This window comes from Limnohabitans sp. (genome assembly GCF_044361985.1).
GTDB lineage: Bacteria > Pseudomonadota > Gammaproteobacteria > Burkholderiales > Burkholderiaceae_C > Limnohabitans_A.
On sequence record NZ_JBIKHV010000039.1, the window covers coordinates 1 to 23,188 of the forward strand.

The 23,188-nt window shown below is 57.1% G+C and carries 23 protein-coding genes; 12 read left to right on the top strand and 11 right to left on the bottom strand.

Going from position 1 to position 23,188, the window contains the following annotated elements; all coding sequences use genetic code 11:
* Nucleotides 1-573: 3-deoxy-D-manno-octulosonic acid transferase (locus tag ACIQ3A_RS08470; RefSeq protein ID WP_396431300.1), on the bottom strand; the 573-nt coding region annotated here is incomplete at its 3' end.
* Between the two features lie 21 nt (nt 574-594).
* Between ACIQ3A_RS08470 and ACIQ3A_RS08475 the strand changes: the two genes are divergently transcribed.
* From ACIQ3A_RS08475 to ACIQ3A_RS08500, 6 genes are read left to right on the top strand one after another with little or no spacing between them, the layout of a single operon-like run.
* Nucleotides 595-1,296 (top strand): cytidylyltransferase domain-containing protein, encoded by a 702-nt coding sequence (locus tag ACIQ3A_RS08475; RefSeq protein WP_396431301.1) that lies wholly within the window; start codon nt 595-597, stop codon nt 1,294-1,296.
* Entirely contained in the window at nt 1,293-2,339 is a 1,047-nt protein-coding gene (locus ACIQ3A_RS08480) for an N-acetylneuraminate synthase family protein (RefSeq protein WP_396431302.1), read from the top strand. Before ACIQ3A_RS08475 ends, ACIQ3A_RS08480 begins: the two co-directional genes overlap by 4 nt.
* Nucleotides 2,336-3,475, top strand: a complete 1,140-nt coding sequence (gene neuC / locus ACIQ3A_RS08485; RefSeq protein WP_396431303.1) for a UDP-N-acetylglucosamine 2-epimerase — start codon at nt 2,336-2,338, stop codon at nt 3,473-3,475. The genes ACIQ3A_RS08480 and neuC overlap by 4 nt, the downstream gene beginning before the upstream one ends.
* The gene (locus tag ACIQ3A_RS08490) at nt 3,472-4,272 is read left to right on the top strand and encodes a glycosyltransferase family 25 protein (protein ID WP_396431304.1); all 801 of its coding nucleotides are present in this window, start codon (nt 3,472-3,474) and stop codon (nt 4,270-4,272) included. The genes neuC and ACIQ3A_RS08490 overlap by 4 nt, the downstream gene beginning before the upstream one ends.
* The gene (locus ACIQ3A_RS08495; RefSeq protein ID WP_396431305.1) at nt 4,269-5,033 is read left to right on the top strand and encodes a hypothetical protein; all 765 of its coding nucleotides are present in this window, start codon (nt 4,269-4,271) and stop codon (nt 5,031-5,033) included. The genes ACIQ3A_RS08490 and ACIQ3A_RS08495 overlap by 4 nt, the downstream gene beginning before the upstream one ends.
* An 8-nt stretch (nt 5,034-5,041) precedes the next feature.
* Entirely contained in the window at nt 5,042-5,851 is an 810-nt protein-coding gene (locus tag ACIQ3A_RS08500) for a glycosyltransferase family A protein (protein ID WP_396431306.1), read from the top strand.
* Between the two features lie 109 nt (nt 5,852-5,960).
* Here ACIQ3A_RS08500 and ACIQ3A_RS08505 read toward each other — a convergent pair whose 3' ends face one another.
* The 8 genes from ACIQ3A_RS08505 to ACIQ3A_RS08540 form a co-directional block, all read right to left on the bottom strand.
* Nucleotides 5,961-7,184 (bottom strand): O-antigen ligase family protein, encoded by a 1,224-nt coding sequence (locus ACIQ3A_RS08505; protein WP_396431307.1) that lies wholly within the window; start codon nt 7,182-7,184, stop codon nt 5,961-5,963.
* A gap of 73 nt (nt 7,185-7,257) precedes the next feature.
* Nucleotides 7,258-8,574 (bottom strand): TolC family outer membrane protein, encoded by a 1,317-nt coding sequence (locus ACIQ3A_RS08510; protein ID WP_396431308.1) that lies wholly within the window; start codon nt 8,572-8,574, stop codon nt 7,258-7,260.
* Nucleotides 8,575-8,612: 38 nt separating this feature from the next.
* Nucleotides 8,613-8,942, bottom strand: a complete 330-nt coding sequence (locus ACIQ3A_RS08515) for a rhodanese-like domain-containing protein (protein WP_396431309.1) — start codon at nt 8,940-8,942, stop codon at nt 8,613-8,615.
* A 12-nt stretch (nt 8,943-8,954) separates the two neighbouring features.
* Nucleotides 8,955-9,614: a protein-L-isoaspartate O-methyltransferase gene (locus tag ACIQ3A_RS08520; RefSeq protein ID WP_396431310.1), complete on the bottom strand. Its 660-nt coding sequence runs from the start codon at nt 9,612-9,614 to the stop codon at nt 8,955-8,957.
* Nucleotides 9,615-9,656: 42 nt separating this feature from the next.
* On the bottom strand, nt 9,657-12,854 hold the full coding sequence (locus ACIQ3A_RS08525; RefSeq protein WP_396431311.1) for an efflux RND transporter permease subunit: 3,198 nt from the start codon (nt 12,852-12,854) through the stop codon (nt 9,657-9,659).
* A 22-nt stretch (nt 12,855-12,876) separates the two neighbouring features.
* On the bottom strand, nt 12,877-14,013 hold the full coding sequence (locus ACIQ3A_RS08530) for an efflux RND transporter periplasmic adaptor subunit (protein WP_396431312.1): 1,137 nt from the start codon (nt 14,011-14,013) through the stop codon (nt 12,877-12,879).
* A 6-nt stretch (nt 14,014-14,019) separates the two neighbouring features.
* Nucleotides 14,020-14,664: a TetR family transcriptional regulator gene (locus tag ACIQ3A_RS08535; RefSeq protein ID WP_396431313.1), complete on the bottom strand. Its 645-nt coding sequence runs from the start codon at nt 14,662-14,664 to the stop codon at nt 14,020-14,022.
* Nucleotides 14,665-14,800: 136 nt separating this feature from the next.
* The gene (locus ACIQ3A_RS08540; RefSeq protein ID WP_396431314.1) at nt 14,801-15,997 is read right to left on the bottom strand and encodes an acyl-CoA dehydrogenase; all 1,197 of its coding nucleotides are present in this window, start codon (nt 15,995-15,997) and stop codon (nt 14,801-14,803) included.
* Between the two features lie 179 nt (nt 15,998-16,176).
* Here ACIQ3A_RS08540 and ACIQ3A_RS08545 point away from each other — a divergent pair, with 179 nt between their 5' ends.
* The 6 genes from ACIQ3A_RS08545 to ACIQ3A_RS08570 all read left to right on the top strand — a co-directional run bounded on the left by ACIQ3A_RS08545 (nt 16,177) and on the right by ACIQ3A_RS08570 (nt 21,459).
* Nucleotides 16,177-17,064, top strand: a complete 888-nt coding sequence (locus tag ACIQ3A_RS08545) for a LysR substrate-binding domain-containing protein (RefSeq protein WP_396431315.1) — start codon at nt 16,177-16,179, stop codon at nt 17,062-17,064.
* Nucleotides 17,065-17,092: 28 nt separating this feature from the next.
* Nucleotides 17,093-17,626 carry a peptide-methionine (S)-S-oxide reductase MsrA gene (msrA, locus tag ACIQ3A_RS08550; protein WP_396431316.1) on the top strand — a complete coding sequence of 178 codons (534 nt, stop codon included), beginning with the start codon at nt 17,093-17,095 and terminating at the stop codon, nt 17,624-17,626.
* A 42-nt stretch (nt 17,627-17,668) separates the two neighbouring features.
* On the top strand, nt 17,669-17,908 hold the full coding sequence (locus ACIQ3A_RS08555) for a hypothetical protein (protein WP_396431317.1): 240 nt from the start codon (nt 17,669-17,671) through the stop codon (nt 17,906-17,908).
* Nucleotides 17,909-17,933: 25 nt separating this feature from the next.
* Nucleotides 17,934-18,323 (top strand): DUF2946 family protein, encoded by a 390-nt coding sequence (locus ACIQ3A_RS08560; RefSeq protein WP_396431318.1) that lies wholly within the window; start codon nt 17,934-17,936, stop codon nt 18,321-18,323.
* Between the two features lie 79 nt (nt 18,324-18,402).
* A complete protein-coding gene (locus ACIQ3A_RS08565) occupies nt 18,403-20,418 on the top strand; it encodes a TonB-dependent receptor (RefSeq protein WP_396431319.1) in 2,016 nt (671 codons plus the stop codon).
* Nucleotides 20,419-20,502: 84 nt separating this feature from the next.
* Nucleotides 20,503-21,459: an AEC family transporter gene (locus ACIQ3A_RS08570; RefSeq protein WP_396431320.1), complete on the top strand. Its 957-nt coding sequence runs from the start codon at nt 20,503-20,505 to the stop codon at nt 21,457-21,459.
* A 36-nt stretch (nt 21,460-21,495) separates the two neighbouring features.
* On the opposite strand, the gene ACIQ3A_RS08575 is transcribed toward ACIQ3A_RS08570, so the two are convergent.
* Together ACIQ3A_RS08575 and ACIQ3A_RS08580 are read right to left on the bottom strand one after the other, a co-directional pair.
* On the bottom strand, nt 21,496-22,470 hold the full coding sequence (locus ACIQ3A_RS08575) for a Bug family tripartite tricarboxylate transporter substrate binding protein (RefSeq protein ID WP_396431321.1): 975 nt from the start codon (nt 22,468-22,470) through the stop codon (nt 21,496-21,498).
* Nucleotides 22,471-22,515: 45 nt separating this feature from the next.
* Nucleotides 22,516-23,188 (bottom strand): sulfatase/phosphatase domain-containing protein (locus ACIQ3A_RS08580; RefSeq protein ID WP_396431322.1); only part of this gene is annotated, 673 nt, incomplete at its 5' end.

The window sequence follows — 23,188 nt, forward strand, 5'->3', positions numbered from 1 at the left end:
CTGGTCGCGCTCAAAGCTGGCTTGGGGGTACTGCGCATTTGCCATCGCCAGCGGCACTCCGGCGCGGCGCACGGTGGCCAGCAGCACCGGCCAGGTGTCAATCTCGGTCATCACCGCGCAGCGCGGCCGCACCCGGGCCAGAAAACGGCGCACCACCCAGCTCAGCTCCATTGGGGCATAGGCCAACTGCAGCTGGCCGCTGTGCATCGCGTCGGCAAACAGCTTGTGCGCAGTGAGCCGTCCGGCAGGCGTCAAGGTGGTGATCAAGACCGGGAACCCCTGGCTGATCAGCGCGTGCACCCAAGGCGCGGCCCCCCGCATCTCGCCCATCGACGCGGAATGCACCCACACCGGCCGCTGCAAGGTGCAGAGCGCGCCGCCAAAGCGTTCGCCCCAGAACCGGCGGTACAAAGGCTCCTTGGCGCCGCGCCGCCACAGCATCAGCAGCACCAGAGGCAGCAACAGGTGCCACAGTAACTCGTACACCCGAATGGCCCAGCCCAGTCCTCTGGAAGGGAAGGACGTTTGAGCTGATCGATAGGGTGGCGTCATGGATGCGGTGGACTGTTTCAACCGTTCAGTATAGTTACGCCCATGCCCACTAACCTGACCCCCTGGACAGCCGTCATCCCTTTGCGTGGAGGATCCAAAGGCCTGCCCGGCAAAAACACCCGACTGCTGGCCGGCAAACCGCTCTACCGCCACGCGGTGGACCTGGCGCTGGCCGCAGGGGCCAGCCGGGTGCTGATCAGCACCGACATCCTTGAGGTACTGAGCGCAGACCTGCCCCAAACTGTGCAGGCCCTGCAGCGCCCATCCGAGCTCTGCGGCGACACCGTGCCCATGGCACCGGTGCTGGTGCATGCGCTGCAAACTGCTCAGGTGAAAGGCCCGGTGGTGTTGCTGCAAGCCACCTCGCCGCTGCGTCAGGTGGCCGACGTGCAAGCCGCGCTGCAGCGCCTGGCCAGTGGCGCGTTTGATCTGGTCATGTCCGTCACCGATGCCGAACGCAGCGTGCTCAAGTGGGGACAGGTGCAGCCCGATGGCCGCTTTGTGCCGCTGTCCAGCCCCGAGCACTGCTTTGCCAACCGCCAAAGTCTGCCCCCTGTCTATAAACCGAACGGCGCTGTCTACGCCATGCATGCACCATGGTTCATTGAACAGCAAAGTTTTGTCAGCCAACGCATTGGCACCGTGGTCATGCCACCAGAGCGCAGCTTTGACATCGATAATGTCGAAGATTTTGAGCGCTGCGCCGCCCTGCTCAGCAGCGCCACCCAAGGAAACCCATCATGAAAATCGCCCACCGCGACATCGGCCCCAAGCATCCACCCCTCGTCATCGCCGAAATCGGCATCAACCACGGGGGCAGCCTGGAGGTGGCCAAGGCCATGGTGACCGCTGCGCGTCTGTCCGGCTGTGAAATGGTCAAACACCAGACCCATTTTGTGGACGATGAGATGACCGACGAGGCCAAGTCGATTTTCCCGCCCAATGCGGACATCTCGATCTGGCACGTCATGCAACAGTGCGCTTTGGGCAAAGACGATGAAATCGCGCTGAAAAAACATGCTGAATCGCTGGGCATGATCTACATCTCGACGCCTTTTTCGCGGGCGGCGGCTGATTTTCTCAACGAGATTGGTGTGGCCGCCTTCAAAATCGGCTCGGGCGAATGCAACCACTTGCCACTCATCCGGCACATTGCCCGCATGGGCAAGCCCGTCATCATGAGCACCGGCATGCAAACCATTGAGAGCATGAAACCGTCGGTCCAAATTCTGGAAGACGCAGGCATTGAGTACGCCCTGCTGGAATGCACCAACCTCTACCCCTCACCGCCCGAGATCGTCAGCTTGCAGGGCGTCACCGATTTGCGCCAAGCCTTTCCCAACGCGGTGGTCGGTTTTTCGGACCACAGCATTGGCCCCGAAATGGCCTTGTCGGCCGTGGCCCTGGGGGCGTGCATTTTGGAGCGCCACTTCACCGACACACGCTACCGCAAAGGGCCTGACATTTCCTGCTCGATGGACCCGGCCGAATTGCGATTCCTGATCGACCGCTCCAAGGAAATCCACACGGCACTCAACAACCCCAAAGTGCGCACAGCCCCCGAAGAAGACGTTTACCGCTTTGCGCGCGGCTCGGTGGTGGCCGACAAAGACCTGCCTGCAGGGCATGTGGTCACAGAAGCCGACATCTGGGCACGTCGCCCAGGGTCGGGCGAGATCTCGGTGCAGTACTTTGACCAGTTGATCGGCGCACGCCTGACACAGGCGGTCACGCGCAACCAGCAGTTGCGCTGGACTGATTTTGACGGTGTGGAGAAGCCGCAATGACGGACCTGACTGAGCCGGTGACGGGCAAGAAGCTTTTGTTTGTGACCGGCACCCGGGCCGACTTTGGCAAGCTTGAGCCGCTGGCCCATGCGGCCCAGCAGGCGGGTTTTGAGATCGGCTTTTTCATCACCGGCATGCACATGATGCGTCGCTATGGCGAAACGCGGCTGGAAGTCAAACGCTTTGCCGGTGCCGAATTTTTTGAATTTGTGAACCAGCGCGAAGGCGATGCGCTGGAGTTCATCCTGTCCAAGACCATTTTGGGTTTTTCGGATTTTGTGCACGAGCACCGCCCGGACCTGGTCATCATCCATGGCGACCGGGTCGAAGCATTGGCGGCTTCCATCGTCTGCGCCATGCGCTACATCCGCTCTGCCCACATCGAAGGCGGAGAGGTGTCGGGCACCATCGACGAGAGCATTCGCCACTGCAACACCAAACTCTGTGCAACCCACTTTGTGAGCTCTGAAGCCGCACGCCAGCGTGTGCTGGCGCTGGGTGAAGCCCCCGACCGGGTGTTCAACATCGGCTCACCCGAGTTGGACACGCATGCCCGCCCATCCGGCGTGACGATTGAAGAAGTCAAAGAACGTTATGCCATTCCGTTTGACGACTACGGCATCGTGATTTTTCACCCCGTCACGTCAGAGGCGGACACCATTGGCGCGCAAGCTAAATCACTGTTCGCTTGCCTCGAAGCGAGCGGCAAGAACTTTGTGGTGATTGCCCCCAACAACGATCCGGGGACGGATGAAATCTTCGCCGTGATTGAAGCCCTGCCGAAAGAGCGATTCCGTTTGATTCCCTCGATGCGCTTCAATTACTTTTCGGAGCTGATGAAGAACGCGGCAGTCATGGTGGGCAATAGCAGTGCTGGCGTCAGAGAGGCGCCTTTTCTGGGCTTGCCCAGTCTCGACGTGGGGACTAGGCAGAACGATCGTTCACAAGCCGAGTCCATCAAGCCCTGTTCGGCCTTCCAGGTTGAGGCGATTGCGAGCTTTCTTGTGAACAATTGGACCCAGCGACAGTCCGAAGACCAAGCTTTTGGATCGGGTCAAGCCGCCGCTGGCTTTATCGGACATTTGCAAAAGCCCAATTTCTGGACCATGTCCGCGCAAAAGGTGTTTGTTTCATGAGAGCGTCCTTGCAACTGCCAGGTTTGATGGTCTTGTTGATTAACCTGGATCGATCAACACAACGACGTGCCCAAATGGCGCAGCGTCTTAATAATATTGGCTTGGGCTACCAAGTGCTCTCAGCTATAGACGGTTCAGCGCAATGCGAGCAATTGCAGCCAACAGTGGATGCTGGTGCTTTCCGTTGGCACACCGGTCGCGGCATCTTGCCCGGTGAAATAGGGTGCTATCACTCTCACCTGAAAGCGTGGCAACTGTTGTTGGATTCGCCCTGCCAAGTTTTACTGGTGCTGGAAGATGATATGGTTTTTAAGCCCGACTTTGCACAAGCCTTGGTCACCTCTTTGCGTGGTGTGGAATACTGGGATATTCTTAAATTGGCCAAAATCCGGGCCAAGCAACCTGTCCGCCAAGGTTTTTTGGGCGACTACAGTCTCAATGCCTACATTGGCGCTGCAACAGGGTTTGGCGCTTACCTCATCACCCGCAAGACCGCGCAGAGGTTATTGCCCCAGATGCTGCCCATCCGTGCGCCCATTGACCGTGAATTGGAGCGGGTGCACCGTTACGACATTCGGCACTTCGGCTTGGAGCCTTTTCCCTGTCAACCTCACGATGAGGGTGTGAGCACAATTACTGGCGAAAATTTCAGCAAAGTCACCCGGCCTCCTTTGAGGCAGCGCTGGACCAAGTACGTTGAACAAACACGCAATCTGTTTGGCCGTATTTTTTACCTGTTCAGGCGTGGGCGGTTGTTCGCTTCAAACACCAATTTGCAATTGAGATCACCAACATGAACCTTTCCCGAACGGTCATTTGCATGAAGTGGGGGACGCTTTACCCTGCTGAATATGTCAATGTTCTGTACCAAGCCTGCCGTGCACACATCAGTGGCGACTTTAAATTCGTCTGTCTGACCAACGAGGCGCAGGGTCTGCTGCCCGAGGTGGAGGTTTATCCCATTCCTGACATCGGGCTAGACGAATGGCACTATTACAACGGTGCGTGGCCAAAGCTCGGTGTTTTTTCACATGATTTGTACGGTCTTAGAGGGCGCGCGCTTTTCATTGACCTAGATTCTGTGATCTGTAGCAACTTGGACGAAATGTTTGCACTACCAGGTGCGCTTGTGGCCATGGACTCCCAGCCCTGGAAAGGCAAACCAGGCTCCCCCCGTACGATGAGTTCAGTGTTCTCTTTTGATATTGGAGCTCTGGGATGGATTGTTGATCGCTTGTATAGTGATAGAGACGTGTTTGTCAAAAAATATCAAATTGAGCAGGACTATCTTCACGGTGAAGTCCCAGAGATCACTTATTGGCCACAGGATTGGATCGTCAGCTTCAAATACCACTTGCGTCAGCCGTTAATTATTGACCGATTTCGCGAACCTCTTTCACCACCATCAACCGCTAAAGTTGTTGCTTTCCATGGTCTACCACGGCCAATTGATCTGATCCGGCCACCAAAGGGTAATTGGGATCGTTTCCCTCATTATGGCTGTGGTGCTGTGTCATGGATGCAGAAATACTGGCATAAATTCGGCGGTCAAATCTGAACATACCCATGAGTCAACTCGTCATCTCCCTCACAGCCATCCCTCCGCGGTTTCCCTACCTTCACGAGACCCTGAACTCGCTGGTTAATCAAAAGGCAACTGTCGCATCGATCAATCTGTACCTGCCCCGGCAATACCGCCGCTTCGAGTGGGACCCCTCCGTCCTACCTGCTGTACCCAACGGCGTTCAAATCCACTTGGTTGATGGCGACATGGGACCTGCCACCAAAGTGTTGCCCGCAGTCAAGGAGTACAAAGGTCAAAATGTGAGTATTTTGTTTTGCGACGACGACAAGGTCTACGACCCCGATTGGGCACAGCGATTCCTAGACGCCAGTCATGATCATCCCGATTGCTGCATCGTAGAGGAGGGGGGTGATGTTGCAGATTACTGCTCGCATGGCTTTCGAGGCGAGCGCCAACCCCGTTCTTCTAGGCTGAACAAGGATCTGAAGTACCGACTGAAGCGTGCCTTAACGCTTGGAAATTGGAAACCTCGCAAAAATATTGGCAGTGGCTACGTCGATATATTGGAGGGATGGGGCGGCGTTCTGGTGAAGCCTGAATTTTTCACCGATGCTGCCTATGATATTCCCGAGATTTTATGGATGGTGGACGATATTTGGCTTTCAGGTCAATTAAATTTGAATAAGGTGCCAGTTTGGCTTAATAGGGAAAGTGATCACCGCACAAAAGGCAGTAGCAATGAAGTTAAAGATGCATCCCTGCGTAAGTTGGTTCATGAGGGACGTGGTCGAGATGCTGCCAATCAAGCTTGTGTAGATTATTTTCGCGGAAAATACAATATTTGGCGTTGATTTTTAGTGCAAAGCCTTGTTTGTAAACTAAGAGGTTTTTAGATTGTTCTTGGATTTGAAATAAATTTAAGAAGCCAACGGCTATTTCATGATAATCTACTAATTGGACTTAAATTTTATTTGTACTTTTACTAATTGTTAAATTAGCAGATGCCAAAATTATCCCTAAAGTTGTGACTGTAAAAAATAATTGACCTTGGATTTGCAAAATACTATCGAAGCATGCTGTGATGATCACGATCGCCAAAAATGGTAAAGTAAGTTGAGCAGCAACTGATTTTGATTTTGAGGTGTTGAATAATGGGGTTATTAAAAACGCCATCAATGTTAACAACCCCAAAAATCCTGTTTCAAATGTTGTAAGGATGAATTGATTATGAGGTTGTTCACAAACGCCTTGAGTACAGATCGGTGAATTCTTAAAATACTCATAAGCGGCTGGCCTATAGGCGCCTATGCTATTGCCAGTCCATGGTGACTCTCGAATAAGGTTTGTAGAAAATTGCCAAGCCTTCAAGCGAGCACCTATTGAAGTTAATTCGCCATCTTGCTCAAATGAGGCGGCCTCCTTTAAACCTAAGGCAAATCTGTCTCGCATATTAGGTGCATTGAATACGACGATAAAGCTGACCATAAGAGTAATAAGTAAGCTTGCAACTCGCATTGAGGGGGATGCTCGAAAAATGATGACCAAGGTACATGCCGCTATCGCACTGATCTGTGAGGTTCTGCTTATTCCGTAGATTATTAAGCCTCCAAGGATAATAAAGCAAACGATAAGCCAAAAAAAACGATAAACATAATTTTTCTTCAGATAAATGGCTTGGTGTAAAGCGTATGCACTCAAAAAGCTGAGAGCCATGCCTTGTGCTATATGATGATAAAATACCCCGTATCCAGGCATGTTATTTAAGCCGGGTATTTTAAAAAATATTGTAATTGAATAAGCTATTAAAGTGACTAGCATTCCCGTTAAAAGTGCTAACCACGCCCTTCGCTCCCAATCCAATGTGGTCAATAGAGTAAGGATTATTGGGATATAAAGCAGTCGACTGTATCCGCGAAGCTGGTCCCAATGTTCCTTTTCGATGGCACCCACCCAAAAAAGACTCAATGCGCCTATAAGGAATAAAAATACCGCAGCATTTGCAGAGGAATTTTTGGTCACTGCATTTAGCTTTGATTTCCAATCACCCGAAAGAAGCCACCCGATGATCATGGCTAAGGCGGAAAGGTTGAAAAGAGCCCGTGAAATCGGCATGCTTACAGCCATGCCTACGACTCCCCAACGGCCAACTGATAATGCTAAGGATTGTAATGTTGAGAAGTTCACGAATCAATATGAGTCATCAAGTGTTTTAGCTATTGGTCTGTAGCAAATCGAAAACCGACTCAGACAGATTGCCTCAACGCTTGAGTAGGTTATTGATACTTTCCACATCGTCCTTCTTCAGCACCCCTGCCGCCTGGCGCAACTTCAGCTGGCCCAGCAATACGTCGTAACGCGCTTTGGCCAGGTCGCGTTTGGTTTGGAACAACTGGCTTTGGCTATTTAATACATCAATGTTGATGCGCACGCCGACTTGGTAACCGAGCTTGTTGGCATCCAGCGCGCTTTGGCTGGAGGCTTCAGCCGCTTCCAGGGCCTTGACTTGACCCAGGCCGGATTGCACGCCGAAATAGGCGGTGCGTGTGGTTTGTGCCACTGTGCGCTGGGCACCTTCCAGGTCGATGCGGGCTTTTTCTTCCAGCGCAACGGTTTCCTGAATTCGGTTCTGTGTGGCGTGACCTGCATACAGGGGCAGGTTGAAGCTCAGGCCAATGGTGCCTGTGTTGTTGTCAATTCTGGACGACTGGTTTCCATTGCGAAACCGGGTGCTGCCGTAGGTGGCGGTCAAATCCAGTGTGGGCATGTGTCCGGCTTTGGCTTTTTCGGTTTCGAGTTGGGCCACTTCCAGGCCAATGCGGGCTTGCTCGATGCTGGGGCTTTGCCCGACGGCTTGTTGCACCCAGGTCTCGGCATCGGCGCTGGCGACCTGGCTCAGGTTGGCCCCGGATTTGAGGGGAACAGGCTGCGCGTTTTGCGTGCCCACAGATTGGTCCAGCGCCAGTTTCTTGACGCGCAGATCATTTTCAGCCGCAATTTCCTGGGCGATCACCAGGTCAAAGCGGGCTTGTGCTTCGCGCGTGTCGGTGATGGTGGAGGTGCCGACTTCAAAGTTGCGTTTGGCCGCTGCCAATTGTTCGGCAACCGCCGCTTTTTGGGCCTTCACAAACGCCAGGCTTTCTTCGGCTGTCAGCACGTCAAAATAAGCTTGGCTGACCCGAACAATCAGGTCTTGCTCAGCCGCTTTCAATTGCGCTTGGGCCAAGCCCACTTGTTTCAGGCCTTGCTGGTAGCTGGCCGTGTTGGCGGGGCGAAACAGCGGCTGGCTGGCGCTGAGCGTGGCGTTGCGAGTTCCGTAGCGTGCATCTGGAATTGTGCCGATTTGGCTGTTGAAATCAGACTCACTCAGGGTGGCCCCCAAGCCCGCCGTGGGGCGCAGCAAGGCTTTGGCTTGCTCTGCTTTGGCCAGATTGGCCTGGTATTGGGACTGCGCCGCTTTGAAAGCAGCATCATGGCCTTTGGCGGCTTCGTAGAGCTGGACCAGGCTTTGGGCTTGGGCCGATCCAGTGAAGACGGCCGCCAGGGCAAGGGTCAAAGGCAAGATGCGCAGTTTCATGGAAATGTGTCTTTCTGAAATCAGGAATGCCAAGCGGCTCAATAAACCGGAATGGTCGGGTCGACTTGCGCCGACCAAGCGTGGATGCCACCAGCCACATTGACCACTTGGAAACCATGTTGCTGCAAAAAGGCTGCAACTTGCATACTGCGGCCACCGTGGTGGCACAGGCAGGCAATCGGGCGGGATTTGTCCAGCTCATCCAGACGCGCCGGAATGGTTTGCATGGGGATGTGCAAAAAGTCCAGGGCATCGGTCTTGGCGCTCGCTGTTTGCAATTCCCAGCCTTCGCGCACATCCAGCAAGATGGGGCGTTGCGGCTGGGCTTTGGCCCATTCGGCGATGTGTTCAGGCGTGATCTGTTCCATGGTGTGGTGCTCTCAGAATTGGAAGCGTGAGTGTTCGGCAAAACCACTCAGGCGGGGGGCGTTGCAGTCCCATGGCTCAGTGGTGGTCCAGCTGTTGTCGCTGGTGCGGCTGATCAGGGTGGTGCGCATCATGGGCTCGTCCCCCACGATGGCAGCCAGACGGCCGCCCACAGTCAGTTGTTGCAGCAGAGCAGCAGGCACTTCGGCCACCGAACCACTGAGCAAAATCACATCAAACGGGCCGTCAGCCGCTGCGCCCTGGCTGCCATCGGTATGGCGCACGGTCACGTTGGTCACGCCCGCTTTTTGCAAGTTGGCCTGGGCTTGGGCTGCGATGTTCGCGTCGATCTCGAGGCTCAGCACATGCGCTGCCTGGTGCGCCAGCAAGGCGGCCATGAAGCCGGAGCCCGTGCCAATATCGAGTACTTTGTCGGTTTTCTTCACGACCAGGTCTTGCAGCAAGCGTGCCTGAACCCGAGGGGCCAGCATGACCTGGTTGGGCGCCGTACCCAAAGGGATTTCCATGTCCACAAAGGCCAGGGCCTTGTGGGCCAGCGGGACAAAGTCTTCGCGGTGCACGACCGAGAGCAGTTCCAGCACTTGCGGGTCCAGCACTTCCCATGGGCGGATTTGCTGTTCGATCATGTTGAATCGGGCTTGATTCAGATCCATCGGGGGTACTCCTGAGAGGGTTATCGCTAAATTGAGGTGATTTTAAGGGGCTGGCGTGTCTTGGCCCTGACGGGCGCTGGGGGCAAGCCCCGCTTTGCGGCGAATCCATTGAGCCAGATCATCCATGTAGCAATAGACCACCGGCACCACCACCAGGGTGAGCAAGGAAGAGGTGATAACGCCACCGATCACGGCCTGGCCCATGGGGGCGCGCTGTTCAGACCCCTCGGTCATGGCAAAGGCCAGGGGCACCATGCCGAAAATCATGGCCAGAGTGGTCATCAAAATGGGGCGCAAACGGACTCGGGCCGCCATCAACAGTGCTTCGTTGCGCGCCATGCCCGGGATGCGGCGCCCCTGTGAGTCCAACTGGTCTTCGCGTGCCCGAATGGCAAAGTCCACCAGCAAGATGGCGTTTTTGGTCACCAAGCCCATCAGCATGATCACGCCGATGATCGAAAACATCGACAGGGTCGAGCGGAACGCCATCAAGGCCAGCACCACCCCAATCAGTGTGAGCGGCAGGGCGGTCATCAAGGCCAGGGGTTGCAAGAAGCTCTTGAACTGGCTGGCCAGAATCATGTAAATGAAGATCACGGCCATGGCCAGGGCCGAAAGAGCGTAGCCAAACGACTCGGCCATGTTTTTGGTGGAGCCGCCAAACTGATAGCGGTAGCCCGGTGGCAGGCTGACGCCGTCCATGAGCTTGCGGATGTCTGCAGACACTTCGCCTGCGGCCCGGCCATAGGCATTGGCATTGATGGCCACTTCGCGCGACAGGTCGCGCCGGTTGATCTGGTTCGAGCCGGTGGCTTCAGTGACTTTGGCGACCTGGCCCAGGCGCACGGTGCGTGGGTTGCCGTCAGGCCCAGCGCCCACGGAAAACGGTAGACGTTCGAGGTCTTGCGGTGAATTGCGGCTTTCGGGGGCAAGGCGCACGTTCACGTCGTAGGTCTGGTCATCTGGCGCACGCCAGTTGCCCACCGTTTGACCCGCCACCAGGGTTCGCAAGGGCCCGGCCAGTTGCCCTGTGCCCAGGCCCAGGTCGGCGGCCGAATCGCGCAGCACTTCAATGCGGATGGTGGGCTTGTTGGCTTTGACGCTGGAATCCAGATCCACCAGACCCGGGATGTTGCGAATTTTCTCCATCACCCCCAAGGCCAGGCGCTCCAGCTCGCGCTGGTCGGGGCCTTGCAAGGAAAACTCCACCTGCTTGTTGCCGCCCACCGAGTCCAGCAGGCCCACGTGGGTCACGGTGATGCCAGGCACTTTGTTCAGCCGATCGCGCAGGATGCCTGACATCTGGTCGACGTTGCGCTGACGGTCCTTGCGGTCGATCAGGCGGACATAAATGCTGGTGCTGTTTTTGCCCAGTGAATTGCCCGTGTTGAGGGTGGCCAGGGTGTAGCGCACCTCCGGAAACTCGCGGATGATGGCTTCGACTTGCCTGGCTTTGGCCTCGGTGGTCTCGAGTGAACTGCCCACAGGGGTCTGAAAATTCACAGTGGTTTCAGAGAAGTCGGCCTTGGGCACAAACTCGGTGCCCACAAAGCGCAGCATGAAAATGCTCAGTGCAAAAATACCCACCGCCATGAGCACGGTTTTGCGTTTGTGCACCAGCGACCAGGCCAGGATGTGTTGGTAACGCTCGGCCAGACGCTCTGTGGCCCGCTCAAACCAGCCCGTCACGCGGCCAATGGTTTTGTCATAAAAGGTCACGGGCGCCAGGTGCTTGCCATGCGCCTCGATGCTGGGGTCGTGCCAGATGCTCGAAAGCATCGGGTCCAGCGTGAAGCTGACAAACATCGAGATCAAGACCGCCGCCACGATGGTGATGCCGAACTCGTGGAAAAACTTGCCGATGATGCCTTCCATGAAGCCAATCGGCAAAAACACGGCCACGATGGACAAGGTGGTGGCCAGCACGGCCAGGCCAATCTCTTGTGTGCCATCCATGGAGGCATTCCAGGCGTTCTTGCCCATTTGCATATGGCGCACGATGTTTTCGCGCACCACGATGGCGTCGTCAATCAGCAAACCGACACACAGCGACAAGGCCATCAGCGTGACCATGTTGATGGTGAAGCCGAACATCTGCATGAACATGAAAGTGCCGATCAGGGAGATCGGCAGAGTCAGGCCCGTGATGACGGTCGAGCGCCAGGAGTTGAGAAACAAAAAGACGATCAGCACCGTCAGAACGGCGCCTTCGATCAGGGTGCGGCGCACGTTGTCGACCGCCACGCGGATGGGCCGTGAGCCGTCGGCAATGGGTTCGAGCCGGATGCCCGCAGGTGTCTGGCTTTTCATCTCGACAACGGTCTTGACCAAGCCGTCGATCACATCGATGGTGTTTTCGTCCTGGGCTTTTTGCACCGTCAGCAGCAAGGTGCGCTGGCCGTTGTAAAGGGCCATGGTTTCCAGTTCTTGGGCCCCATCTTGTACGCGGGCCACCTGGGACAAGCGCACTGGGGTGTTGCCTTTTCGGGCCACGATGATGCGTTCAAAGTCTTCGGGCCGCTTCATGCGCGACTCGATCTGGACCATGCGCTCTTGTTCCATGGAGCGAATGGCACCGACCGGCAAGTCCTGGTTTTCGTTGCGCACCGCGGTGACCACCTGGTCAGCCGTCACGCCCAGCGCCTCCATGGCAGCGGGCTGCAGGTAAAGGTTGATCTCTCGCCGTGTGCCACCAACCAGTGAGACGGAGCCCACGCCGCGCACATTTTCCAAGCGTTTTTTGAGTACCTGCTCTGACCAGTTGGTCAACTCCACCGCGCTGGGGGTTTGTCCCTGCACGGTTTGGGGCACCACGGCCAGCGACCAGATGGCGCGGGCAGACGGGTCGAACCGTAGCACCTTGGGCTCTTTCACCTCAGTCCGCAGGGAAGGGCGGATGGCGGCTACTTTTTCCCGCACGTCTTCGGCTGCCTTGCGGCCGTTGATGTTCAGTTGGAACTCGATGACCACGACAGACTGGTTTTCGTAGCTGCGTGAGGTGAGGGCGCTGATGCCGGCGATCGAGTTGACGCCTTCCTCGATCTTTTTGGAGACTTCGCTCTCGACGATTTCAGGCGAGGCGCCCGGGTACTCCGTGCTGACCACCACCACCGGAAAATCGATGTTGGGAAATTGGTCGACTTTGAGTCGCTGGTAAGAAAACAAGCCCATCACCACCAGGGCCAGCATGACCATGGTGGCAAAAACGGGGTTTTTCAGGCTGACGCGGGTGAACCACATGGATAGGCCTTGGTGTTGTGCTTCAGCGCACGCCAGCGGTGAACTTCACCCGGGTGCCTTCGCGAACGGCCCCGGCGCTCGCTGTCAGCACCTGGGTGCCTTCGGTGATCCCCTTGACCTCGACCCAGGTCAGGGTGATGTTTTGCTGCGTTTTTTCGGCACGTGCACCGGTTTCCACGGGGATGTGTCGCACTTGATCGCCCTCGAGCGCTTGCACATAGGGCATCGGTTTGTCGGTGCGCACGCTCGACAGCGGCACGGCCAGGGCTTGTACGGTGCGGGTGCCCAGCAGCCCTTCGGCAAACAGGCCTTGTCGCAAACCCTCTTGGCCTGTGATGCCCAGATAAACCAGCACACTTCGACTGCCGGCTTGGGCCGCGGGGTTGATGCGCAAGACTTTGGCCGATAGGGCTTCTTCCTGGCCCTCGACTTTCAGTTGCGCCGTCATGCCGCGGCGCACGTGGCTGGCATCGGCTGCGGGCAAGGCCGCTTCCAGCTCCAGTTGGCTCAAGTTGACGACTTCCACAATTCGGGCATCCAGCGCCATGCGTTCACCGGGTTGAGCCAGGCGTTGGGCAATCAGACCGCTGATGGGCGAACGGACCGTCGCATCGTCCAGGGCCTTGCGGGTCACATCGAGTCCGGCCAGGGCGGCCAGGTGGGTGGCTTTGGCCCCGCTCAGACTGGACAGGGCGTTTTGCAAGGCGGTTTGAGAAATGAAGCCCCGGTCAAACAGCGCTTTGTTGTTGTCAAACTGTTTCTGCGCAATATCGACCTGTGCCAACGCCGCCTCGGCTTGTTGTTTGGCCTGGCGCTCACGTGCCAGGTATTCGGCGGGATCGATGCGGGCGATCACTTGGCCTGTTTTGACCAGATCGCCTTCACGCACCGTCAGGTCCATCAGTTCACCCACCACGCGCGCTTTGACCATGGCGCTTTGGCTGGCTTTCAGCGTGCCCGAAACCGGCAGGCCCAATTGCATGGCCATTTTTTGAGCCTGCACGACTTCGCCAGCACCCAGCTCGATCTGGTTGGCGGCCGTGCTCGTTGCCGGGGTCGCGACTGGGGCAACTTTGCGCTGGCTGGCCCAGCGGGCACCACCTGCTAACAAGGCAGCAGCAGCGATCGCAGTGAAAATCCAGAGGGTTGATTTTTTCATGGTGTTTCAGGAAATGGACAGCCCACGCGCTATCAACTGGGCGTGTTGAGAGATAAAGGCTTCAGGGTCAATCTGTTCATGGCTGGGGCAGCAAGGCCCCATGGAGTGTTTCCACATGACCAAAAACAGCAGAGGTGCCATGACCGAGTGCAGGGCCAAGTCTGTGTCAACGGCGCGAAACTCGCCCCGGTCTTTGCCGCGCTGCAAGGCGCTGCGCACCAGAGCGTGGGCGGGCGTGATGACCTCGGTGCGAAAAAAATCGGCTAGGTCTGGAAAGTTGCTGGCTTCGCTCATCACCAGTTTGGAAATGCCAGACGCCTTGGTCGCGCCATAACGGCGCCACCATTGCAGCATCATCCATTCCAGAAGCTCCCCGGAGCTGCCCTGAAACTGAGCCACCTCGGCGGCCCCTTGGGCGACAGCGGCCACCAAGTTCTCGCGCACCACAGCTTTGAACAGGTCTTCCTTGCTGGAGAAGTACAAAAACAGCGTGCCCTTGGACACCCCCGCCCGCGCGGCCACTTCTTCTACGCGGGTGGCGGCAAAGCCTTTTTCGACGAACAAATCCAACGCGGCTTCGAGCAATTCGCCCGGGCGGTCTTGTTTGCGGCGTTCACGTTTGTGAGGGACAGAGGTCAGGGCGGGGTTCACAACACTGGGTTAATGACTAACAGGTTAGTAATGTAGGCGGTGGGTCGCATTTCGTCAAGCTACGCACCCTCCCAGAATGTAAAGTGAAATGCCATTAAAAAAGGGGCCGAAGCCCCTTGGTTTTCTGGCGGGCTACTCAATAAAAAGCCTGCAGACCGGTTTGAGCCCGGCCCAGAATCAGGGCGTGCACATCGTGTGTGCCCTCGTAGGTGTTCACCGTTTCCAGGTTGATCATGTGGCGGATCACGTGGTATTCGTCGTGAATGCCATTGCCGCCGTGCATGTCGCGGCTCATGCGGGCGATGTCCAGCGCCTTGCCGCAGCTGTTGCGTTTGATCAGGCTGATCATCTCGGGCACCGATTTGCCTTCGTCCATCAGACGACCGACGCGCAGGCAGGCTTGCAGGCCCAGTGCGATTTCGGTTTGCATGTCGGCCAGTTTCTTCTGGATCAGCTGGTTTTGTGCCAGCGGGCGGCCAAACTGCACGCGGTCCATGGTGTACTGGCGCGCACGGAACCAGCAGTCTTCGGCGGCACCTAAAGCGCCCCAGGCAATGCCGTAGCGGGCTTTGTTCAGGCAACCAAACGGGCCCTTCAGGCCGTTCACGTTGGGCATCAGGTTTTCAGACGGCACAAACACATCGTCCATCACGATCTCGCCGGTGATGCTGGCGCGCAGGCTCATCTTGCCCTCGATCTTGGGAGCGGTCAGGCCCTTCATGCCTTTTTCGAGGATAAAACCGTGGATGGCTTCTTGCCCACCCACCGAGCCATCTTCGTTTTCCAGCTTGGCCCAGACCACGAACACATCGGCAATCGGCGAATTGGTGATCCACATCTTGGCGCCCTTGACGATGAATCCCCCATCGACCGGCTTGGCGCGGGTCAGCATGCTGGCCGGGTCAGAGCCGTGGTTGGGTTCGGTCAGGCCAAAGCAGCCCACCCATTCGCCGGTTGCCAGTTTGGGCAAATATTTCTGGCGTTGGGCTTCGCTGCCGTATTCGTTGATCGGGTGCATGACCAGCGAGCTTTGCACGCTGATGGCGCTGCGGTAACCGCTGTCCACGCGCTCGACCTCGCGGGCGATCAGGCCATAGGCCACATAGCTCAAACCCGCACAGCCATAGCCTTCGATGGTGGAGCCCAGGAAGCCCATGGCACCGGCTTCGTTCATGATTTCGCGGTCAAACTTTTCGTGGCGGGCGGCTTGCAACACACGGGTTTGCAGGCGATCCTGGCAAAAAGTGTGGGCGGCGTCCACGATGGCGCGCTCATCGTCGCTGAGTTGCTCGCTCAGCAAGAAGGGGTCATTCCATTGAAAGGTGGGTTTCATTCGGGTCTCCAGGCGGGGGTTGTCAATTGGGTCTGTGCCAAGGTCAGGGTGCTTGTGTGAAAGAATTTTCACATCCCGCAGGGTCCAGACGCCAGCGAGTTTCATTGGGGCCATTGTTGGCCGTTGATGAATAGTTGTCTAATATTGATTATCGATGCGGCAATATAAATTTTAAATCCATGGAATTCCGTCACCTTCGTTACTTCCTGATGCTGGCCGAAGAGCTGCATTTTGGTCGCGCCGCCCAGCGGCTGTCGATTTCACAACCCCCTTTGAGCCTGAACATCCAGCAGCTCGAAGCCTCAGTGGGCGCGCGTCTTTTCAACCGCAACAGCCGGGGCGTGCAGCTCACAGCCGCTGGCCTGGCCTTTGTGCCTGCGGCCCGGGCCCTGTTGGCGCAAGCCGGCGCAGCCGCTCAGCAGGTACGCGATGTGGCCGAGGGGCAATCAGGCCAGTTGTCCATTGGCTTTGCCGGGACCATGCTGTATTGCGGTTTGCCGCAGATTCTCAAACGCTTTCAGGCCAGTCACCCGCGTTTGCGCTTGGTGCTGCGTGAGCTCAGTTCGGCCGAACAGTTGTCTGAATTGTTGCGTGAGCGGCTGGATGTGGGCTTTGTCCACACGCCCCGGGTGCCACCGGGGTTTGAGCATATTTTGGTGGTCAGTCAGCCCTTGGTGGCGTGTTTACCGGCCAGCCACGCACTGGCCGGGGCTGCGAGCTTGGGCCTGGAAGCATTGGCCGGACAAGACCTGGTGGTGGTGTCGCGCACGGTCTCGGCCGATTACCACGAGCGCATTTTGTTGCTCTGCGAGCAAGCAGGCTGGATGCCGCCCGTGGTGCATGAATTGCGCCACTGGCTGAGTGTGGTGTCTTTGGTGTCGCAGGGCCTGGGGGTCGCGCTGGTGCCGCAGGCTTTGCAGCAATCTGCGCTGGCGGGTGCGGTTTTTGTGCCGCTGCGCGAAGTCGATGTGCGTTACGACACCCGCTGCCTTTGGCGCAGCGACCGAGACCAGACAGCCCTCAAGGACTTTGTGCTGGCGGTGCAAGGTGATGGCTTGCGCGGCTGATAATCTTCAATACACAAGAGGAAAAAGCATGACAGAAACACTGGTTTTGGGCGGCGGCTGCTTTTGGTGCACCGAGGCGGTTTACGTCAAGGTGCGCGGCGTGACCGATGTCGAGTCAGGTTATTGCAACGGCCACACCGTGTCACCCACCTACGACGAAGTCTGCACTGGGCGCACCGGGCACAACGAGGTGGTCAAGCTCGAATACGACCCAGCCCAGGTCAGCACCCGCGAGTTGCTGGAGATCTTTTTTGTGATCCACGACCCGACCACCCTGAACCGCCAGGGCAATGACGCAGGCACGCAGTACCGCAGCGGCATTTACTTCACCACGCCTGAACAGGCCGAGCTGGCCCGGGCTTTGATCGCCGATTTGACAGCCGCCCGGGCGTTTGGTCAGCCCATCGTGACCGAAGTGCTGGCGCTGGCCAACTACAGTGCGGCAGAAGACTATCATCAAGACTTTTTTGAGCGCAACCCCTACCAGGGCTACTGCATGGCTGTGGCCGCCCCCAAGGTTCTGAAGTTCAAAAAAACCTTCGCGCGTTTGGTGCGCGATTGACATCACAGCGCTGGGTGCGCCGTGAAAACCATGACAAAAACCATGAAAAGCATTGCATTTTTTCTCATCACTTTGACCCTGGCTGGCTTGGCTGGCGCACAGCACAGCAACAAGGAAACCCTGGAAGACATTGCACGTCACCGCGCCATGGCCGAGGCGCATGAGGCGGCGGCCAAATGCCTGGAGTCGGGCAAAAAGCCGGACCAGTGCACCAAAGCCTTGCAAACGGCTTGCAAGGGCCTGGCCCTTGGAAAATATTGCGGCATGAAGCACGCCCATTGATCGGCCGAGTCAAGGCTTGCCATTGATGAATTTCGCGCGTTTTCGCTTGCCCACCTGGCAGACCGGTCTGCTGGTCTGGGCTTTGTTGTTGGCGCCCGTATGGGGCCAATGGCATGGCATTGTGCACAGTGCCGAGCTTGCGCTGTCCGCGCCCGCCGGGCTGCATGCCGGTCATGCCCACGAAGAAAACGACGCCCACACAGAAAACGATGCAGATCATTCCGGCCATGCGGCAGGCTCGGAGTTGTGTCAGGTGCTGGACCATCTGGCCCACGCCGACAGCCTGAATGCATCGCTGCTGGCCTGGTCTGCACCCATGGTGCCCGTGCAGGCACCGGTCTTCTGGGCCGCTTTTTTACGGGGCCACGACCGCTGGTCCCTGGCGCAAGCGCGTGCGCCACCTGCTCTGATTTGAACCCCTGATCCCGGCTTTTTGGCCTTCAGTGTTTGACTGAAGGCCGAAGCCTGTTCTTGTTCTTTTCAAGCAGATGCTCATGACACATTCTTTTCAACATTCGGCTTTGGCGGGCGCTTGCCTGGCCGCCATTTCTTTTTCTCAGGCTTCGGCATTTGCGCAGGCGGTGACCACCGGTGTGCCCACCGAAATCGTCATCACCGGCAACCCTTTGGGGCGCGACCAAACCACGGTGCCTGTCAGTGCCATGGGACGCAACGATTTGCTGGAACGCGGGCAAAGCACGTTGGGCGAAACCCTCAACGGCTTGCCGGGCGTGTCCAGCACCTACTTTGGCCCCAACGCCAGCCGCCCCATCATTCGGGGCCTGGACGGTGACCGCATCCGGGTGCTGCACAACAGCGCATCCAGCCTGGACGCTTCTGCCTTGAGCTATGACCACGCTGTGCCTTTGGATGTGCTGTCCACCGACCGCATTGAGGTTTTGCGCGGCCCCGCCGCCTTGCTTTATGGCGGCAGTGCTGTGGGTGGCGTGGTCAATGTGATCGACAACCGCATCCCGCGCGAAGCCATGTCGGGGGTGCTGGGCAAAGCCCAAGTACAGGCGGGCACCGGCAATGACGAACGCAGCCTGGCCGGCCTGGTGGAGGCAGGCAACGAACGCTGGGCCTTGCATGTGGACGGTTTTGACCGCCGAACAGGCGATGTGCGCGTGCCCGTGTCGCTGGCTTGCGACAAAACGGACGAAACCCGCTTCGCAAAGCGCATTTGCAATTCGGCCAGCGAGTCACGAGGCGGTGCGATCGGCGCCAGTACTTTCTGGGCCAACGGCTATTTGGGCGCATCGGTCAACAGTTACCAAAGCGATTACGGCACAGTGGCCGAAGACAAAGTGACGATTGGCATGAAGACCACCCGCTATGCATTGGAAGGCCAGCTGCGCCAACTGCCCGGCTGGTTTGAAAGTGTCAAGGCCCGTCTGGGTCACACCGATTACCAGCACACCGAGTTTTTCAATGGGGGGCCTGAAACCGTTTTTTCCAATAAGGGCCAAGACCTGCGCATCGAAGCGCGTCATCGTCCGCTCTCAGGGTGGCAAGGCGTGCTGGGTGTGCAGGCCGATTCAAGCCGCTTTTCTGCTGTCGGCGACGAAGCCTTTGCGCCCTTCAGTCGCACCCGCAGCCAGGCGCTGTTTGTGCACGAAGAGTTGCCCACCACTTGGGGCCAAGTCACTGCTGGGGCGCGTTGGGAGTCTGTGCGGGTGGAGTCCTTGGGCAACCCCGATTTACCGAGCTTTGACGAGGGTGTCGGCGTCAAGAAGTTCACACCGTTCAGTGTGGCGGCGGGTGCAGTTTTCAAGCTGTCGCCCACATGGTCTTTGACAGGCAATGCGGCCATGACGCAGCGTGCGCCCAAAGACTACGAATTGTTTGCCAATGGCCCGCATCTGGCCACAAATGCATGGGAGATCGGCCACAAAGACCTGGGCTTGGAAAAGTCCAACAGCCTGGATGCCGGTGTCCAGTGGAAAACGGGCCCAGACAGCCTGAATGTGACGGCATTTGCCAGCCAGTTTTCCAACTACATCGGCTTGATGAACACCCTGGATGTTGAGGACGGTTTGCCCGTGCAACTTTACCAAGGCGTCAAGGCCCGTTTTTACGGTTTGGAAGCCAGCGGCCGCCAGCGTTTGTGGCAAAACACCTCGACACTCGACTTCGATTGGCGTGCCGACACCGTGCGGGCCACCAACGAAAGCACGGGAGAGGCCTTGCCCCGCATTGCCCCGATGCGCTTGGGTGCAACGCTGGTTTATGGCCAAGGCCCCTGGAACGCCAAGCTGGGCGCTGACTGGCATGCCGCGCAAAAGCGTGTGCCCGAAGGCAGTGTGGCCACCGGCGCGTACACCCTGGTCAATGCCAGCGTGTCCTACCGCCAAAAGCTGGACATCACCGTGCTGCAGTGGTTTGCCCGTCTGGACAACCTGACCGATCAGTTGGCCTACAGCGCCAGCTCGATCCTCACGAGCACGGCTTTTGGCAAGTCGCCTTTGCCGGGGCGCAGCTTCAAGCTGGGGGTTCAGGCCAGCTTCTGATGCGGTACACGTTGCGCTGCCTGAATGGCGGCGCTACGTGGTTTCCGCCGCCGGAGGCCGCTGGCGCAACGGGATAATCAGGCCATGAACCTTGATCATCCCGTTCTTTCCTCACTTTTGCCCGTCGTCTTGCTGATCTGCATGGGCTTTGTCGCAGGCAAGGCCAAGTGGGTGCGTGGCGAGTCGGTGCGTGATTTGTCTAACCTGGTGTTCATGGTGCTGACCCAGGCGATGCTGTTCCGAACCATGAGCAGCGTGCACATCGAGCAACTTGATTTCGAACCGGTGGCGCAGTATTTGGCGGTGACCGTGTTTCTGTTTTTTGTCTTGGTATTTGTTTACGGGCGCAATGCCAATGCGACGGTGCTGGCCTTGGCGGGTATTTTTAGCAACACCTTGATGATTGGTGTGCCTTTGATCGGTTTCGCTTACGGTCAGGCGGGTCAAGTTTTGTTGCTGACCTTGGTGTCCGTCCATGCCTTGGTTTTGTTGACTCTGGCCACCTTGGTTTTGGAGCTTCAAGTGGCCCGTGAACAACACCTGGCCCTGGGTCACTCAAGGCAGTTGTGGCATACCGTGGGTCAGGCGATCGGCAGCGCCTTGTTGCATCCGGTCCCTTTGCCCATTTTGTTGGGCTTGTTGTACGCACAAACGGGCTTGGGCCTGCATCCTGTGGTGGACAAGCCCTTGCAGTTGCTGGGCAGCGCTTTTGCGCCCATGGCGTTGTTGTTGGTGGGCATCACCTTGTCGCAGACACACTGGGGTCTCAATAGGGTCAAGGCCATTCACTTGTCACTGGTTAAAACGGTCTTGCACCCACTGTTGATGCTGGTGGTGGCTTGGGCTTTGGGTCTGCGCGGCCTGCCCTTGTCCGTGATGGTGGTGGTGGCCGCCTTGCCGATGGGCGCCAATGGATTTTTGTTTTCTCAGCGCTATCGCAAAGAAGAAGACGCGGTGACTGCCGCTGTCGCCGTGTCAACCCTGATGGCCATGGTGGGCATTTCCCTCGCCTTGGTGTGGTTGCCGAGGCCAGAGATCTGAGGTTTGCGCCGATCCCGCCCCGGCAGAGAAAAGAATTTACTCAATTTTGAGGTTCGCCTCTTTGACCAGTTTGGTCCAGCGCGCTCCTTCGTCGTTGAGGAATTTTGTGAAATCTTCAGCCGTGCCGCCTTCTGGAAAGGCATAGGCTTTGCGCAGCCGCTCGATGACCTCTGGCGCTTTCAGGGCGGCATTGATTTCTTCGTTGAAGCGTTTAAGAATGGCAGGAGGCGTTCCTGCAGGGGCGACGATGCCGAACCAGCCTGAGCCACCCTGCACATCGCCAAAGCCTGACTCAGTGAGGGTTTGCACTTGAGGGGTGTCTTCAAGCCGGCGCGACGATGTCACCGCGATGGCCTTTAATTTTCCTGCCTTGACATGCGGCACAAGCAAAGCCGGAGCGCCCATAAAAAGTTGAATTTGCCCAGCGAGTACATCCGTGATGGCCTGTGGCTGCCCCCGGTAGGTGATCGGGACAATGTAGAGCTGTCGAGAAAATTTCAAAAACTCAACGGGTAAATGGTTGGTCGACCCCACCCCGGTGTGGGCATAGTTGAATTTCCCAGGATTTTTTTTGGCCAATTCAACCAACTCACTCATGTTGGAAACGGGCAATGAAGGGGGGACGACTGCAATGTTTGGGGCGGTGGCAAACATGGCAACAGCAGCAAAATCTTTGCGCAAGTCATATTTGAATTGCGGGTTGATCAAAGGGCCAACGGCGGTGGTGATGGTCGCCACTAAAAATGTGTAGCCGTCTGCCGGCGCATTGGCCACAGCTTCTGTTCCGATCAATGCACCAGCCCCTGGTTTGGCTTCAACAATGATGGGAACCCCCCAGTTGGAGGCAACCTTTTCGGTGACCGCTCGCGTCAAGATGTCAACAATACCGCCTGCAGGAAAAGGGACCACCACACGAACAGGCTTGTTGGGGTAAGTCTGAGCATGGAGATGTGCTGTGCCTAAAAAAAGTCCCAGTGATGTGATGATCAGAGAGCGCAAAAACTTTTTCATATGAAGTCCTTCAATGGTTTGGGTTCGGCGAAGTTCACAAGCGTTTTATGGGATGGGTTTTCTGGGGGTGTCTGGCGCAGCGGTGGGCACAAACGGAAAGCGCGCTTTGGCTTTGGTGGCCGTGGTGCTGGTCGTGGCAGAGCTGCGCACGTATTGTTTGCTGGCGTCCTTGTGAACCTGGTAGTCCCAACTGGTGTGGTGACCCTTGAACAAGGTGCTGTTCAAAAACAAGCGACGTCGTTGGCTGGCTATGACCTCGCTTTTGACTTTTGAAGGGTTGAAGCGGGCTTCTATTTCGTTTGCCAATTCTTGGGCAAGTGGCATAAATTCTGGCTCTTGGCAGAGGTTGCGTAACTCCAAGGGGTCTTTTTGCAAGTCAAAAAGCATGCCTGGATCGCCCTCGCAATAGGTGTATTTGTAGTGGCCTTTGCGCAAGATGAAGGCAGGGGCGTGGACCCCTTCGCTGGTGAATTCAATCAGCGTTTCATCTTTCCACGACGAGTCGGTACCGTGCAACCAAGTGTGAAGGCTGCGGCCATCGCAATGATCGACCAATTCAGGGGGATGATTTTTTGTGGCCAGATCCAGCAGGGTTGGCAGCATGTCGACCAAGCTGCAATTTGCGCTGACCCGATGGCCTGTTTTGGCACCTGGTGCACTGATCAACAAGGGCACCCTGATCGAGTTTTGAAAGGGGTTGAATTTGTACCACATGCCC

What these genes read in the sequence shown, in the direction of transcription:
- ACIQ3A_RS08475 (WP_396431301.1), top strand. Translation starts at nt 595, where the DNA reads ATGCCCACTAACCTGACCCCCTGGACAGCCGTCATCCCTTTGCGTGGA.
- ACIQ3A_RS08480 (WP_396431302.1), top strand. Translation starts at nt 1,293, where the DNA reads ATGAAAATCGCCCACCGCGACATCGGCCCCAAGCATCCACCCCTCGTC.
- neuC (WP_396431303.1), top strand. Translation starts at nt 2,336, where the DNA reads ATGACGGACCTGACTGAGCCGGTGACGGGCAAGAAGCTTTTGTTTGTG.
- ACIQ3A_RS08490 (WP_396431304.1), top strand. Translation starts at nt 3,472, where the DNA reads ATGAGAGCGTCCTTGCAACTGCCAGGTTTGATGGTCTTGTTGATTAAC.
- ACIQ3A_RS08495 (WP_396431305.1), top strand. Translation starts at nt 4,269, where the DNA reads ATGAACCTTTCCCGAACGGTCATTTGCATGAAGTGGGGGACGCTTTAC.
- ACIQ3A_RS08500 (WP_396431306.1), top strand. Translation starts at nt 5,042, where the DNA reads ATGAGTCAACTCGTCATCTCCCTCACAGCCATCCCTCCGCGGTTTCCC.
- ACIQ3A_RS08510 (WP_396431308.1), bottom strand. Translation starts at nt 8,574, where the DNA reads ATGAAACTGCGCATCTTGCCTTTGACCCTTGCCCTGGCGGCCGTCTTC.
- ACIQ3A_RS08515 (WP_396431309.1), bottom strand. Translation starts at nt 8,942, where the DNA reads ATGGAACAGATCACGCCTGAACACATCGCCGAATGGGCCAAAGCCCAG.
- ACIQ3A_RS08520 (WP_396431310.1), bottom strand. Translation starts at nt 9,614, where the DNA reads ATGGATCTGAATCAAGCCCGATTCAACATGATCGAACAGCAAATCCGC.
- ACIQ3A_RS08525 (WP_396431311.1), bottom strand. Translation starts at nt 12,854, where the DNA reads ATGTGGTTCACCCGCGTCAGCCTGAAAAACCCCGTTTTTGCCACCATG.
- ACIQ3A_RS08530 (WP_396431312.1), bottom strand. Translation starts at nt 14,013, where the DNA reads ATGAAAAAATCAACCCTCTGGATTTTCACTGCGATCGCTGCTGCTGCC.
- ACIQ3A_RS08540 (WP_396431314.1), bottom strand. Translation starts at nt 15,997, where the DNA reads ATGAAACCCACCTTTCAATGGAATGACCCCTTCTTGCTGAGCGAGCAA.
- ACIQ3A_RS08545 (WP_396431315.1), top strand. Translation starts at nt 16,177, where the DNA reads ATGGAATTCCGTCACCTTCGTTACTTCCTGATGCTGGCCGAAGAGCTG.
- msrA (WP_396431316.1), top strand. Translation starts at nt 17,093, where the DNA reads ATGACAGAAACACTGGTTTTGGGCGGCGGCTGCTTTTGGTGCACCGAG.
- ACIQ3A_RS08555 (WP_396431317.1), top strand. Translation starts at nt 17,669, where the DNA reads ATGAAAAGCATTGCATTTTTTCTCATCACTTTGACCCTGGCTGGCTTG.
- ACIQ3A_RS08560 (WP_396431318.1), top strand. Translation starts at nt 17,934, where the DNA reads ATGAATTTCGCGCGTTTTCGCTTGCCCACCTGGCAGACCGGTCTGCTG.
- ACIQ3A_RS08565 (WP_396431319.1), top strand. Translation starts at nt 18,403, where the DNA reads ATGACACATTCTTTTCAACATTCGGCTTTGGCGGGCGCTTGCCTGGCC.
- ACIQ3A_RS08570 (WP_396431320.1), top strand. Translation starts at nt 20,503, where the DNA reads ATGAACCTTGATCATCCCGTTCTTTCCTCACTTTTGCCCGTCGTCTTG.
- ACIQ3A_RS08575 (WP_396431321.1), bottom strand. Translation starts at nt 22,470, where the DNA reads ATGAAAAAGTTTTTGCGCTCTCTGATCATCACATCACTGGGACTTTTT.